General features: G+C 37.7%; 15 protein-coding genes. 7 read left to right on the top strand and 8 right to left on the bottom strand.

What is annotated here, in order from left to right; translation table 11 throughout:
• Window positions 1-294: 294 nt before the first annotated feature.
• From HHL23_RS15800 to HHL23_RS15780, 5 genes are all read left to right on the top strand, one after another.
• Complete coding sequence (locus HHL23_RS15800; protein ID WP_169235755.1) at window positions 295-468, top strand: bacteriocin-like protein; 174 nt, start codon at window positions 295-297, stop codon at window positions 466-468.
• 29 nt (window positions 469-497) lie between these two features.
• Window positions 498-668: a hypothetical protein gene (locus HHL23_RS15795; RefSeq protein WP_169235754.1), complete on the top strand. Its 171-nt coding sequence runs from the start codon at window positions 498-500 to the stop codon at window positions 666-668.
• A 36-nt stretch (window positions 669-704) separates the two neighbouring features.
• Window positions 705-905, top strand: a complete 201-nt coding sequence (locus HHL23_RS15790) for a bacteriocin-like protein (RefSeq protein WP_169235753.1) — start codon at window positions 705-707, stop codon at window positions 903-905.
• Between the two features lie 223 nt (window positions 906-1,128).
• Window positions 1,129-1,299 (top strand): bacteriocin-like protein, encoded by a 171-nt coding sequence (locus HHL23_RS15785; protein ID WP_169235752.1) that lies wholly within the window; start codon window positions 1,129-1,131, stop codon window positions 1,297-1,299.
• Window positions 1,300-1,384: 85 nt separating this feature from the next.
• Window positions 1,385-1,579: a bacteriocin-like protein gene (locus HHL23_RS15780; protein ID WP_169235751.1), complete on the top strand. Its 195-nt coding sequence runs from the start codon at window positions 1,385-1,387 to the stop codon at window positions 1,577-1,579.
• A gap of 514 nt (window positions 1,580-2,093) precedes the next feature.
• On the opposite strand, the gene nadA is transcribed toward HHL23_RS15780, so the two are convergent.
• The 3 genes from nadA to HHL23_RS15765 form a co-directional block, all read right to left on the bottom strand.
• Entirely contained in the window at window positions 2,094-3,113 is a 1,020-nt protein-coding gene (gene nadA, locus HHL23_RS15775) for a quinolinate synthase NadA (protein WP_047452126.1), read from the bottom strand.
• A 96-nt stretch (window positions 3,114-3,209) separates the two neighbouring features.
• A complete protein-coding gene (gene gmk / locus HHL23_RS15770; RefSeq protein ID WP_169235750.1) occupies window positions 3,210-3,776 on the bottom strand; it encodes a guanylate kinase in 567 nt (188 codons plus the stop codon).
• Between the two features lie 70 nt (window positions 3,777-3,846).
• On the bottom strand, window positions 3,847-4,704 hold the full coding sequence (locus HHL23_RS15765; RefSeq protein WP_169235749.1) for a YicC family protein: 858 nt from the start codon (window positions 4,702-4,704) through the stop codon (window positions 3,847-3,849).
• 131 nt (window positions 4,705-4,835) lie between these two features.
• Between HHL23_RS15765 and miaA the strand changes: the two genes are divergently transcribed.
• A complete protein-coding gene (gene miaA, locus HHL23_RS15760) occupies window positions 4,836-5,750 on the top strand; it encodes a tRNA (adenosine(37)-N6)-dimethylallyltransferase MiaA (protein WP_169235748.1) in 915 nt (304 codons plus the stop codon).
• Between the two features lie 416 nt (window positions 5,751-6,166).
• Here miaA and HHL23_RS15755 read toward each other — a convergent pair whose 3' ends face one another.
• The 4 genes from HHL23_RS15755 to HHL23_RS15740 form a co-directional block, all read right to left on the bottom strand.
• Window positions 6,167-7,579, bottom strand: coding sequence for an efflux transporter outer membrane subunit (locus tag HHL23_RS15755; RefSeq protein ID WP_169235747.1), 1,413 nt, complete (start codon window positions 7,577-7,579; stop codon window positions 6,167-6,169).
• Window positions 7,580-7,708: 129 nt separating this feature from the next.
• Window positions 7,709-10,888, bottom strand: a complete 3,180-nt coding sequence (locus tag HHL23_RS15750; protein ID WP_169235746.1) for an efflux RND transporter permease subunit — start codon at window positions 10,886-10,888, stop codon at window positions 7,709-7,711.
• Between the two features lie 7 nt (window positions 10,889-10,895).
• Window positions 10,896-12,089, bottom strand: a complete 1,194-nt coding sequence (locus HHL23_RS15745; protein ID WP_169235745.1) for an efflux RND transporter periplasmic adaptor subunit — start codon at window positions 12,087-12,089, stop codon at window positions 10,896-10,898.
• A gap of 360 nt (window positions 12,090-12,449) precedes the next feature.
• Window positions 12,450-13,046, bottom strand: a complete 597-nt coding sequence (locus tag HHL23_RS15740) for a TetR/AcrR family transcriptional regulator (RefSeq protein ID WP_169235744.1) — start codon at window positions 13,044-13,046, stop codon at window positions 12,450-12,452.
• A 157-nt stretch (window positions 13,047-13,203) separates the two neighbouring features.
• Here HHL23_RS15740 and HHL23_RS15735 point away from each other — a divergent pair, with 157 nt between their 5' ends.
• Complete coding sequence (locus HHL23_RS15735; protein ID WP_073334406.1) at window positions 13,204-13,758, top strand: thioredoxin family protein; 555 nt, start codon at window positions 13,204-13,206, stop codon at window positions 13,756-13,758.
• Between the two features lie 120 nt (window positions 13,759-13,878).
• On the opposite strand, the gene HHL23_RS15730 is transcribed toward HHL23_RS15735, so the two are convergent.
• Window positions 13,879-14,784, bottom strand: a complete 906-nt coding sequence (locus HHL23_RS15730; protein ID WP_169235743.1) for an AraC family transcriptional regulator — start codon at window positions 14,782-14,784, stop codon at window positions 13,879-13,881.
• Window positions 14,785-14,801 lie beyond the last annotated feature (17 nt).

The following is a 14,801-nucleotide window of genomic DNA, read 5'->3' as shown; positions in this document are numbered from 1 at the left end:
ATGCTGATTATAATCCTTGAAATTCATACAGATACCTGATATACAGTTAAATGTAATGAAAATAAAACAGTAAAACAAGTACTTTTATAACAAAAAGAATCTGCCTCAGTTGTGAGACAGATTCTTTTTTTATTACAGGATCACGGTAATCATTCAAAACGGATCATTTACTCAATATTCAGCTACACCTGTTAATTCTGGTTTGGTTTTAAAATCTGTACGTTTCATATTTGTCTAACATATCATCAGGGTGTGAAAAAATTAATAATAACAGTAATTTAAACTTAGAATATTATGAAAAAATTTAAAAAATTAACCAGAGAAGAATTAAAAAAAGTGACGGGAGCTGGCATAGACTGCGGTCCGTTTCCATGTGTCTGTATTTACACCCATTATTGGTGTGAGTATGCAAAAAAATGTATTCCCAAAGGATTTTTTTGTGGAAAAATTCCGGTAGAAGTAGAATAGTATGATTAAAAATTAAACTCAAAAATATTATGAAAAATATCAGGAAACTTTCGAGAGAAGAAAAAAGTAAAATAAGTGGCGGGTTTACCGAATTTCAAATCGAAACATGTGGTGGTGCTACTTACGTATGTTTCCGTGGAGGTGGTGCCTGGGGGTGCTGGAGAAAACCTGGCGGAACCTGTTATCCTCCAATGGTGTAATGAATCAGACTATATCAATCTCAAAAAATTATTATTATGAAAAAATTATCAAAAGAACAATTGAAAAACATCAACGGTGCGGCTTGCCCCGGAGGATGTCCTTACCCTGCAGGAACCACTTTCGGGCCTCCGGGATCAGGAGCAACGCGCAGCTGTCAACAGTACAATGCTATGACTGACTGTTGTAAAGGTCAGTATATTGTACATATGGGTTGTGTAGGTCCAGTTTTTAGCTGATTAAACTGAAAGAGCAGCGATGGAAGAGGGTTCTTTCGTTATTAATCGGGGATTTAAAATAGAAGTGATTAAAGTTGTGTTTAATTGTTTTTACCGGCTTTTATAATTTCCGTCTTAGCTCTTTTATTGGTATTCCCTTTAATGGGATATATTTAGATTTACTTATATATTTTTCATAGAATAGGTTTAAAATGCTATATTTATGAACCAAAATAAAATTAATATGAAAAATTTAAAAAAGCTTTCCAGAGAAGAAAAAAGTAAAATCAGTGGCGGATTTACCGAATTGCAGATTGAAGCATGTGGTGGTGCTGCCTATGTCTGTTTCCGCGGAGGCGGTGCCTGGGGCTGCTGGAGAAAACCTGGTGGTACCTGCTATGCGCCAATGCTGTAATTAATTAAAGTATTTTCTGTTCTTTATGGTTTATTTTTCATGATTTAGGTTTAAAATGCTATATTTATAAACCAAATAAATTAATATGAAAAATCTGAGAAAGTTAAACAGAGGAAATCTGAAATCGGTTAACGGAGGAAATGTCTGTTATGAAAACTGTCCTCCGGGACCTTATGGACCAGGGCCGGATTATCCAAAATCATGTGATGATTTTAATGCTTTGCCTGCCTGCTGTAAATTACGGGTCAAGGTAGACTATCTTTGTTCTGGACCATTATAAAAAAGCACTGTGTGAAAACAGTGTTTTTTTATCTTATTTGATCAATTTTTTAAAGCTATTTGATGTGTATTCTTTCCCGTTTCTATATCTTTTCTGAAAGTATCTATAAATTTTCCATTGCTTCCTTTATCCTTTGACACAGCTATCAGATAATAGTTGCCTGAGTTATTTTATTTAGGCGTCTCTATTTCTAATTTTTGATGGATCTATTGTTTGTAAGTTTAAGGTTTTGTAAGATATATGCTCTTCCTCAGTAAATTAAAAAAGGATGCCTCTTTGCTTTGAGACAACCTTTTTCAATACTAAAATTGATTAATCCATCAACTTTTTAAGAAGTGGCTAAACATTTTGGCGGACTACCACATACTCCCGGAATGCATACTTCATCGGGTTTACAATAAGTGTCACATTCCCTTGATGTTCCGCCATTGATACTTTTTAGACATTCTTTGTCTAATTTTTTTAAATTTTTCATATGTAAAGATTTTGGTTTGAACCTTAAATATATGAAAAATTATTTTATACTTTTCGAAAGATCCAGCATTGCCTCAATCGGTTTTAAAGCTCTTAAACGAAGCTCTTCGTCGATCAGGATTTCCGGAAGTTCGTATTTCATACACAGGTATAATTTCTCCATGGTATTGCGTTTCATGTAGAAACATTCTGAACAGTTACAGCTTTCGTCAAAAACCAGAGCAGGAATCAGTTCTTTGTGTGGCGCACGCTTTCTCATTTCATGAAGAATTCCTTCCTCAGTGGCAATAATGAATTTCTGACAGTCATCTTTTTCTACAAAATTCAGCAGGGCAGAAGTAGAACCGATGAAGTGAGCCAGTTTTAATACGGCTTCTTCACTTTCAGGATGTGCAATCATTTTCGCATCAGGATTGTCTGCCAACTGTTGGGCAATTCTTTCCATAGAAAAAGCTTCATGTACGATGCAGCTTCCATCCCAAAGAATCATATCACGGCCGGTTTTTTTAGATAAATATCGTCCTAAATTTTTATCCGGTGCAAAGATGATTGGTCGGTCTTTTGGTAGTGCTTCAATCACGGTTTCAGCATTTGAGCTGGTTACGATGATGTCACTTTCTGCTTTCGTTTCAGCATTACAGTTGATGTAGGTGGCGATGAGAGCATTAGGATGCTGTTCACGCATTTTTCTCAGACCTTCTCCTGAACATCCGTCTGCCAGAGAGCATCCTGCCATCGTATCGGGAAGAACTACTTTTTTAGTCGGGTTCAGAATTTTAGCAGCTTCTGCCATAAAATGTACTCCGCAGAATACGATCATGTCTGCATTGGTATCTTTGGCCTGTCTGGCCAGCTGTAAAGAATCTCCCAGAAAGTCTGCGATATCTTGGATTTCTCCCGGCTGGTAATAATGGGCAAGGATCACCGCATTTTTTTCTTCTTTAAGTTTCAGAATAGCTTTCACCAATTCTTCGCCTTGAGGGATTGCTATATCTTTTATGTCCAAAAACCCTCTTACAGGAATGGCAGATTTAGCTTTTTCTAATGTTTCGGTACTCATATCAACCTCAATTTTTTGATTATAGAAGTTAGAGATTAGAAATTAGAGTTTTGGTGTGACTTCAATGGGTATATCGACACAACTAATTTCTAGCATCTAGTTTCTTTCTATAAATTTTTTTATTAAACTTTCTATTTCTATTTTTGCTTCGTCAAGATCGTTATTAATGACGATCCTGTCAAACTCTTTCGCAAAGGTCATTTCTTCTCCTGCCTTTGCTACCCGGGTTTTGATGGTTTCTGCATCATCTGTGTTTCTGGAGATCAATCTTCGTTCCAATTCTTCGATGGAAGGCGGTTCAATGAAAATGGACAGGGCTTTTTCTCCAAAATATTTTTTTAAAGAAATTCCTCCTTTTACATCCACATCAAAAATGACCACTTTTCCGTTGTTCCAGATCTTTTCCACTTCCGATTTTAAAGTTCCGTAATATTTGTCAGTATACACTTCTTCATATTCTACAAAAGCATCTTCCGATATTTTCTGTCTGAATTCGTCAGGACTCAAAAAATGATAATCCACGGCATGAGCCTCACTTCCTCTCGGCTGTCTTGTGGTGCATGAGATAGAAAATGCCAGTTCAGGAAATGTTTCCAGAGAATGTTTTACTAATGTAGTTTTTCCGCTCCCCGACGGTGCTGAAAATATGATAACTTTATTCATTTAGATTAGAGATTTTTAGATTAGAGATATGAGAACAAACTCTCTACTCTCTTGTCTATAGGTCTATGGTCTATAATACGTTTAACGTCTGTTCTTTAATTTTTTCCAAATCATCTTTCATCATGACTACCAGTTTCTGGATTTCTGCATGATTGGCTTTTGAACCTAAAGTATTGATCTCTCTTCCGATCTCCTGAGAAATAAAACCAAGTTTTTTCCCGTTGAAATCTTCATTGTCCATTACTTCTTGGTAGTATTTCAAATGCTGCGTAAGTCTTACTTTTTCTTCTGCAATATCCAGTTTCTCTGTAAAATAAGCCATTTCCTGATAGAAACGGGTTTCGTCTACATTTTCAAATTCTTTTAAAGATTTTTGATAACGTTCTTTTACAGCAATGATTCTTTCCTCTTCAAAAGGAATAACTTCAGAAAGGTATTTATCAATATTCTGAATATTTCTGGCCAGTTCTTCGTGTAAGATACCTCCTTCTGTCTTTCGGAATTCCATAAAACGATCCACAGCAGCGTGAACGATCTTCGCCAAAGACTCCCATTCACCTTCCGTAAGTTCGTCAGGTCTTGAAGTAATAGCATCAGGAAGTCTTACTGCCATTTTCAGGTATTCAAAGTCTGGTCCGTCAGAAGCTATGTTGCGAAGTTCATTCATATAAGAATCAATTAAGCTTCTATTGATCTTCACATCATTAGTCTCTTCAAGGTTCTCCAAATTGATGTAGCAGTCTACCTTTCCACGGATAATTCTGTCGTTAAGGATTTTTCTGATTTCGAATTCCTTTTCTTTATAACGTAAAGGAACTTTGATATTTAAATCAAAGCTTTTGCTGTTCAATGATTTAATATCTATTGAAATCTTTTTACCTTCAAAAACACCTTCGGCTCTGCCGAATCCGGTCATTGATAAAATCATAGTTTTTTATTGTTGTACAAAGATAAACATTTAAATTAGCACTGTGAAATCGCAGTGATTTGGAAATCACAATTAATGATGAAGATTTTAGATTCCATATGACCTTTAAAAAACAAATAGATAAACTACATATGAAAAATTTGATTTCTGTTGTAGGACCCACTGGAATAGGCAAAACGAGACTTGCAATTGATCTGGCCAACCATTTCAATACCGAAATTGTTTCCTGCGATTCCCGTCAGTTTTTTAAAGAAATGAAAATAGGTACGGCATCGCCATCGGAAGAAGAACTGGCGCAGGCACCTCATCATTTTATTGGGAATCTTTCAGTTAAAGAATACTATTCCATTGGTCAGTATGAGGAAGATGCTTTAAAAAAACTCAATGAACTTTTTGTCAATCATGACACTGTCATTTTGGTAGGTGGAAGTATGATGTATGAAAAAGCAGTTATTGAAGGTTTGAATGATCTGCCTGAAGCTGATGAAGATAATCAGAAAAAATTACAGGAAATCCTTGATACCGATGGAATCGAGAAACTTCAGCAGATTCTTAAAGAGCTTGATCCCGAGTATTTCGAAGTGGTAGATTTTCACAATCACAGAAGACTTTTACGGGCTATTGATGTGATCTGGCAGACCAATAAAAAATATTCCGAACAGATTGCTGTTTCACAGGATTCCAGAGATTTCAACGTGATCCGGATAGGAATTGAAGCGCCCAGAGAAGATCTGTATGACAGAATCAACAGAAGGGTAGATATCATGATGGAAAAAGGGCTTTTAGCGGAAGCGGAAGGCTTGGAGGAATTTAAAGATCTGACCGCTTTGAAAACTGTTGGATATGCAGAATTATTCAAATATTTTGATGGAGAATGGGATCTGGAATTTGCCGTTTCCGAGATCAAAAAAAACAGCCGAAGATATGCCAAGCGTCAGTTAACATGGTATAGAAAAGCGGATGATATTCACTATTTGCCATTGGGCTATTCACAAAATGATTTTGATGACCTTCTTCAATGGATCTCTGAAGAATTTCAAAAGTGAGTTTTGTACTGAATTCTAAAATTTCAAATATTTTTAAACCATTAAGATCTCATTAAGGGTTTTAGAATATTAAGTTGAGCTTCGCTTTAAGTAGTATCGGCTTAAAAAATCCATTGATTTTCTTAACTAAACTTAATTGCTTCAATGAACTTAATGGTTTAAAACAGGAATTTGTAAGTGCAAATTCAGGGAGTTTTTAACGCAAAGTCTAATTATTATAGTATATATTTAAAGGAGAAAAGAGAGAATCAATTGAAATTGATTCGACTAAGCTGGCGTATATCAGGTCACTTAACCAACGGCTCTGCCGTAATCTTTGCAAATCTCAAAATAACACGTTTACACAGTAAGCCTTTGCGTTAAAAAATGCGGCCCCTGAACCAGAGACCGCACCAAAAACAATATAATTAAATTTACTACTTCCAACCGCCACCAAGAGCTCTGTAAAGATCCACAATGCTGCTTAGTCTCTGTCTTTTTACAGACGCAAGATTCAGTTCAGCCTGCAGAGAATTTCCCTGAGCTGTAATCACTTCCAGATAGTTGGCCATACCGCCCTTGTAAAGCATTTCTGCACTTTTTATTCCGTTTTTCAACGTTGACACCTGCTCTGTTGCTTTCTGTTCCTGAACTTTCAGGCTTTCGTTAGATACCAAAGCATCGGAAACTTCACCCACTGCATTTAAAACAGATTGGCGAAAAGCCAATACGTTTTTCTCTCTTTGGATTTTTGCCACATTCAGATCCATTTTCAATTGTCTTTTCTGGAAAATAGGCTGGGTGATTCCTCCTAATACAGATCCGAACAAAGATGCCGGAATCTGAAACCAGTTATCAATTTTAAATGAATTCACACCACCGTTTGCTGTGATTTTCAAGGCAGGATACATATTAGCCTGAGCAATTCCCACCATTGAATTGGACTCCAAGAGAACCAGTTCCTGCTGACGCACATCCGGACGACGGCTTACCATCGCTGCAGGAAGTCCTGCTGAAATATTCTGAGGAAGAGAAGTGTCAGACATTTCAATCGTTCTGTTGACTTTATTTGGATTTTCACCCACAAGGATACTCAAAGCATTTTCCTGAATGGCAATATTTTGTTCCAACTGAGTGATCAGAAGTTCTGTAGACTGTTTCTGAGCAGTAGCCTGCTGAACACCTAAAGAAGTGGTATCACCGCTTTGCCACATTTTTTCAGTAATGGAAAGAGTATTATTGCTTAATTCCAGATTTGATTGGGCAATCTGCATCTGCTTATCAAGCATCAGTAAATTATAATATCCCTGGGCAATAGCTGCAACCACCTGTGTCTGTACCGCTTTTGTAGCTTCATACGTTTGCAGATACTGCATTCTTGAAACCTCCTGCTGATTTTTGATCTTGCCCCAGATATCAGCTTCCCATGAAAGGTTGAATGCTGCATTGTAATCTTCAACATGGTTCTGACCTAAAAAAGAATTTAAGCTTTTCCCGTTCATACTGTTTTCTGAAGGTTTTGAAATTTGCGCCGAAACACCAAAGCCTACATCAGGATATTGAAGATATTTTGCCTGTTTGAGTTTTTCCTGTGAAGAAGCTACCTGTTTCAAAGCAATCTGAAGATCATAATTATTTTTAATTCCTTTTTCAATCAATCCCTGTAAAATAGGATCGCTGAAAAACTGTTTCCATTCTAGGTTGGCAATGCTTGCTGTATCAGCAGTAGCCGTGTACTGGAATTTTTCCGGAAGCTGGAGGTCCGGCTCTGTGTATGCCAGTTTGGACACACATGAAACCGCGCCTAAAGCTAATATAAGGGTTAGAATAAAATTCTTAATTCTTTTCATAGTTTTAAATAGACTTTTAATTGAAAACAAAACTTTGAGAGGGTTTTATTACTGCAAAGAGGTCTTTAGTAGGAGAATACTTTGCTTTTAATGAACCATTAATGTCTCAAAGTTTTGATATCATATGTATTAGTGAGCAGTTGCCAGAAGTTCTTCCTGCTGTTTTTTAAGAAGTCTTTTCTTTTTTCTGCTTGGCATTTTTTCATGCAGGTACTGGAAGATCACGTACATTACCGGAATGATGAAAATCCCGAATACCACACCTGTAAACATTCCTCCTACGGTACTGATACCGATGGAATGGTTACCTTTTGCCGCAGCTCCCTGGCTCCAAACCAGTGGAAGCATCCCGATGATGAAGGCAAATGAGGTCATCAGAATAGGTCTCAAACGTAATCTTGAAGCCTGTAGAGCGGACTCAATCAATGTTTTTCCTGCTTTTCTTCGCTGCACAGCAAATTCCACAATCAGAATCGCATTTTTGGCCAAGAGTCCGACAAGCATGATCAAACCAACCTGAACGTAAATATTATTGTCAATTCCAGCCAGCCCCGTGAAAGCAAATACTCCAAAAATCCCTGTAGGAACAGTCAGAATAACAGCAAAAGGAAGAATGTAACTTTCATACTGAGCGGCCAATAAGAAATACACAAATAGTATACTTAAGAAGAATACAAATGCAGTTTGTCCACCTGTCTTGATTTCTTCACGGGTAATTCCCGTCCATTCATATCCATATCCTCTTGGTAATGATTTTTGAGCTACTTCTTCTACGGCTTTAATGGCATCTCCGGTACTGTAACCAGGTTTTGGAGTTCCGTTAATGGTTACCGCGTTGAACAGGTTATTTCTCGTCACTGTTTCAGGTCCGAAAGTTCTTTGCAAAGTAACCAGGGTCTTTACAGGAACCATTTCACCTGATTTATTTTTAACATAAATTCCTTCCAGAGAATTCGCATCGGTACGGTAAGGAATATCCGCCTGAGCCATTACTCTGTAATATTTCCCAAATCTGTTGAAATCCGAAACAAAACTACTTCCGTAATAGATCTGCATAGTCTGCATCAATTCTGTGATAGAAACTCCCAATTGATTCGCTTTGTCCGAATCTACATCAATGGTGTACTGAGGGTTTCCTGCTGCATACGTGGTAAAGGCGAATGCAATTTCCGGACGTTTCATCAATTCTCCGATGAAGGCTTGAGTGGTTGTTCCTAACTGTTCAAAAGAACCGTTGGTTTTATCCTGAAGCATAAATTCAAAACCGGAAACGTTACCAAAACCTTGTACGGTAGGGAAGTTGAAGAAGAATGCGTTGGCATCTTTCACTTGTGACACTTTTCCCGTCAATGCTGCTGCAATTTGATCAGGATCTTTCATTTCGCCACGATCTTCATAATCTTTAAGCTTAATGAAACCTGCAGAATAAGGAGAAGCGTTGGCATTACTGATAAAGTTCATTCCATCTGCTACCCAAAGGTGCTTCATCGCTTTTTCAGCATTGACAATTTTATCAATCTGTTCAGTAGCTCTGTTGGTTCTGTCCAGTGAACTTCCCGGAGGTGTATTTACGGCATACAAAACAAATCCCTGGTCTTCCGTTGGAATAAATCCTGTAGGAGCTTTATTGATCAGGAAAACACTTGCAGCAATAATAATGGCTAAACCTCCTACGGCAACCCATTTGTTTTTAATTAAAAACTTAAGGCTGTAAATGTACTTTTGGGTCATATTACTAAAGGCCACATTGAACGCGTTGAAAAACTTCGCTCCAAAACCTTTTTTATGATTGTGCTCGCCATGTTCTCCCTGAGGATCATTTAATAGTAATGCACAAAGAGCCGGGCTTAATGTTAATGCATTGACTGCTGAGATCATGATAGCGATTACCAATGTGAAGGCAAACTGTCTGTAGAAAACCCCTGCAGGACCCTGCATAAACCCAACCGGAATAAATACGGCACACATCACCAAAGTAATGGAAATAATCGCACCGGAAATTTCACTCATAGAGTTGGTTGTGGCTTGTTCCACTGGCATTCCAGTCTGTTCCATTTTGGAATGGACAGCTTCTACCACAACGATGGCATCATCCACTACAATACCGATGGCGAGTACCAATGCGAACAAGGTCAACATGTTGATACTGAATCCAAATAACTGCAAGAAGAAGAAGGTACCGATAATGGCAACCGGAACTGCAATTGCAGGAATCAATGTAGATCTGAAATCCTGAAGGAAAATGTATACTACAATAAATACCAGGATGAATGCAATCACCAAAGTTTCAACGACCTGATGAATAGAAGCATCAAGGAAGTCTTTGGAGTTGTACATAATGATGGGCTTTACTCCTTTTGGAAGCGTGGTAGAAAACTGATCTACCTGCTTTTCAATTTCAGTAAGAATTTCATTCGCATTGGAACCTGCAGTTTGAAGGATAGCGAAACCCGCTACAGGTTTACCGTCCACTCTGTTGGCTGCTGTATACGTATAGGAACCGAATTCTACTCTCGCTACATCTTTTAATCTTAAAAATGAACCGTCATTATTGGCTTTAATAGCAATGTTCTCGTAGTCCTCGTTTTTGCTTAATTTACCTTTATACTTTAAAATATATTCGTAAGTTTCCTTACTTCCCTGTCCAAGACGTCCTGGTGCAGCTTCCAGGTTATGATCTTTGATAGCAGCCATCACTTCCTGTGGAGAAAGATTATTAGCGGCTAATCGGTCTGGCTTTAACCAAATTCTCATCGAGTAATCTCTCGTACCGAAAACCTGAGCCTGGGCAACACCGGGAATACGCTGTATCTGCGGAATGATGTTGATTTTAAGATAATTTTGTAGAAACAGTTCGTCATATTGTTTAGGATCATCACTGGACAATCCCATAAACATGATCATACTGTTCTGTACTTTCTGCGTGGAGATTCCGGCCTGAACTACCTCCTGAGGAAGCTGGCTCATGGCTTTAGATACACGGTTTTGAACGTTTACTGCGGCATTATCCGCATCTGAGCCCTGTTTGAAAAATACACTCAGGGTCATGGTACCGTCGTTACTCGAGTTGGAGGTCATGTAAGTCATGTTCTCAACTCCATTCACTGCTTCTTCAATAGGAACAGCAACGGATCGGGCTACAACTTCTGCGTTCGCACCCGGATAAAAAGCGGTTACCTGAACGCTTGGAGGTGCAATATCTGGAAATAGCGTAATCGGCAGGTTGAAAACCGAAAGGGCTCCCAGCAATAGCAGTATAATGGAGATGACCGTTGAAAGTACCGGTCTTTCTATAAATTGTTTTAACATAAGAAGTTTATTTTTTTAAGTCTTCTGTATTCGGAATAGATGACAAAGGTTTAGCTCTCAATAAGCTGTCAGATGAAATCGCTTTTGGCTTGATAGACACTCCGTCCTTTAAGTTTCCAATTCCGGTGTATACGATTTTCTCTCCGGGAGAAAGTCCTTCAGAAATAAAGTAATAGCTTTCGGTTTTTCCTGAGATTTTAATCGGTTTGCTGGTTACTTTGTTGTCTTTACCTAAAATATAGACATAGGTCTTATCCTGAATTTCAAAAGTAGATTCCTGTGGAACGACCAGAACATTGGAAAGCATCTGAGGCATACGCACTCTTCCTGTATTTCCTGTTCTTAAAGAACCTTTTGCATTAGGGAAAACGGCACGAACGGTGATGGCTCCGGTAGTTTTATCAAACTGTCCGTCTACAATACTCATTTTTCCTTTTTCAGGGTAAGTACTGTTATCTGCGATCACCAGGTCTACCATTGGCATATTCTTCAGTTTTTCGTCTAAAGTTGCTCCGGGATATTTATTTTGAAACGCAATAAAATCCAGTTCACTTAAAGAGAAATAGGCATAAATTTCACTGATATCTGATAATAGCGTCAACGGGCTTGGATCTGTTCTTGAAATCAAGCTTCCTTTTTTGTAAGGAATTCTTCCGATGTATCCGCTTACAGGTGCTGTAATGGTGGTAAATCCTACATTAATTCTGGCACCTCCTACGGAAGCTTGTGCCTGTGATGCGGCTGCTACTGCGGCTGCGTAGTTTGCTTTTGCCGTTTTCATCTGTACATCGGAAACTACTTTCGCGGCTACCAATGGCTGAAGTCTGTCAACTTCCACTTTAGCTTTTTGAATATTGGCATTGGCAACCTGTAAATTGGCCTGAGCCATATTCATTTGCTCGCCATATGCTCTTGAATCTATTTTAAATAAAGGCTGTCCGGCTCTTACATAAGCGCCTTCTTCAACGTAGATCCTGTCCAGATATCCGTCTACCTGAGATCTTATCTCTACGTTGTTTTTACCTTCCAGTGCGGTAGGGAATTCCTGATATGTTGTAGCTGGAGAGGTGATCACGGTGTAAACCGGAAGTTCCGGAGCAGGCGGTGCTGCATTGGAACCTTCTGCTGCTTGGGTACAGTTCTGCAAAAGGATAATACTTGATATAAGTACGATAAACCTTATTTTTCCAGGTATTTTCATTGTTGGTTTAATTTTTTTAATGAAGTGTTAGATTTAAGTAATAGTGTTCTTTTAAATATTTTCTGTTATTTTTCCTAACGGTGTTAATGATTAGTTCAAAAAAAATTCCAGAAATTTTAATAAAGGAGTCAGATCGTCATTTTCATAATAGTTGTCTGTTTTTTTTATGTTGGTTGTCTATAGATGAGGTATATTAAGTATGCGTTAATTTATCTAACAGTGTTAGGCTTAGTGGTAAAAGCCTCCTGTAATTTTAAATAATAGTTTCCATTGGTACTTTTTTTAATTTTTTAAATGAATCTTTAACTGATATCCGATGTTATTTTTCCTAACGCTGTTAATTTTAAGTTCAAAAAAAATTTACAAAGACTTAACGAAGGCTGAAACGGTTTCGTCCAGAGTCGTTTTATTCATCGTAGAAGGAATATCAGAATTTCTCATCATCATAATAGAGATCAGACCGTGCACCGCCGAAAATAAGGCGTGAGACATATGACAGGCATTGTCGGGATTAGATCCGTTCTTCTTAATGATATTGAAAGTACATTCATAGATCAGGTCCTGAAATGATGAAAATTCTTCTTTCATCTGGCCCTTACCGCTGCACTGCATTCCCAAACCAAACATCAGCTGATAGTATTCTTTATTTTTAAAAGCAAAATTCCAGTAAGCATCCACTATAGCAATAAGCTGCTCTTCAGGAGTTTCAAATTTGCTCTGGGCTTTTAATAATTCTATATGAAGACAGTGAAAGCCGTTTATAGAAATTTCATACAAGATTGCTTCTTTGTTTTCAAAATAATCATAGACTACAGGAGCACTGTACTCAATGGCATCTGCAATCTTACGCATTGACAATGAAGCCCAGCCCTCTGTTTTAGCCAAACCGAAAGCTGCCTGCAAAATATTTGCACGGATGGATTCTTTCTCTCTTTGACGACGTTCATGTAGGCCCATGATATTTATTTACTAACAGTGTTAGCAAAACTACAAACTTTTAGGTATAACTTCCAAATAATAATTGATAATTAACATTTAACGCAAGTTTATAAATCAGCAGATTGGCTTGTATGAAAAAGAAACTTTATATTTGCTGTTAAAGAAAATAAAGGATATGAATACTCCCTCAAATATGTTGGCCCTAGGAACTAAAGCTCCGTTTTTCGAGCTTCCGAACCCTTCAAAAACTAATGAGATCCAATCTCTTGACGAACTGAAAGGAGAGAAAGGAACACTGGTGATCTTTATGTGCAACCATTGTCCGTTTGTTCTTCACGTGATCGATAAGATCAACGAACTGTATGAAGACTACAATGAAAAAGGAATTGAATTCATTGCGATCAATGCTAATAATGTAGAAAAATATCCGGCTGATGCTCCGGAAAAAATGATAGAATTCCAAATCGAAAGAAATTTTGATTTTCCATATCTGTATGACGAAAGCCAGGCGGTAGCAAAAGCTTATGATGCAGCCTGCACACCGGATTTTTATTTCTTTGATGATAAATTAGACCTTATCTACAGAGGACAAATGGATGATTCAAGACCTGGGAACAACAAAGACGTAACAGGAGAAGATCTGATCATCGCCTTTGAAAACCTGTTGTTAGGAGAACCTCAAGAAGAGATTCAAAAACCAAGTATGGGATGTAATATCAAATGGAAGTAATACTATGAATGGTTGAAATTTTTAACCGTCATATATAATAAGTATAAAGCTGTTCTTTTTCAAGAGCAGCTTTTTTTACCCCTAGTAAGATTTAAAATCTTGCCAGGGATAATAGTATTTTTAAAAGCTAGCTTTTAATTTAACCTCATTCTCAACCTTCAAATCTACACTCACTTTATTATGAGAATAGTTTTTGATAAACTCAGAAGGTGTCTTCTCCGTATACTTCTTAAACATCCGGTTGAAGTAAGTCACATTATTAAACCCGCAGCTATAACTGCATTCTGAGATACTTTTATCCTGAGCCATCAGAAGACAGGCTTTATTGATGCGATACCGGTTAACAAATTCTGTAAAGGTGATTTGGGTCGCTTTTTTAAAGAAATTACAGAAAGCCGGCAGTGTCAGATTGGCCAGTTTGGCTACCTCTTCAATATTGATTTCTTTATCGTAATTGTGCTCTACATAAGTAAAGATATTTTCCAGTCTTGTTTTATTTTTTGAAATAATGGTATACGGCATAATTTCCTTGTTCAAAAGATCATAATCCTTACATTTTGAAAGTTCAAATAGAATATCAAGCAAGAGTAAATATCTTTTATAGCCTTCCGATTCCAGCATCAGTTTCAGCTTGGGGAGCATTACTTTTTTGATTTTATGGGGAAAGTGGATCCCATATTTAGAAAGCTCCAGCAAATTTTTAATAGATCGGGCTTCCACTTCCTGTTCCGGAAACTGGAGAATGTCTTCTCTGAACTGAAGTACAATTTCCTCATGTGGATCTGTTGAATTTAATCCAAACCCTGAATGGGGAATATTGGAACCGATTAAAACCAGATCGCCGTTGGTATAATTGCTTTTGTGATAGCCAACGTGGCGGGTGCCGTTCCCGGAAATGACACAGACCAACTCGATTTCCGGGTGGTAATGATATTGCCATTTGAATTCGCTGATGGGCGAATTGTTGTGCAGGGTACGGAAGGAGCTCTTTTCGCTGGGGATTATTCTTTCAAAACTGACTTTCATCTAATTAATCATATTTA

Origin of the sequence: Chryseobacterium antibioticum, from assembly GCF_012927325.1 — a bacterium.
Lineage (GTDB): Bacteria > Bacteroidota > Bacteroidia > Flavobacteriales > Weeksellaceae > Chryseobacterium > Chryseobacterium antibioticum.
The sequence above is the reverse complement of the archived record's forward strand: the minus strand, read 5'-3'. Positions and strand labels throughout refer to the sequence as shown.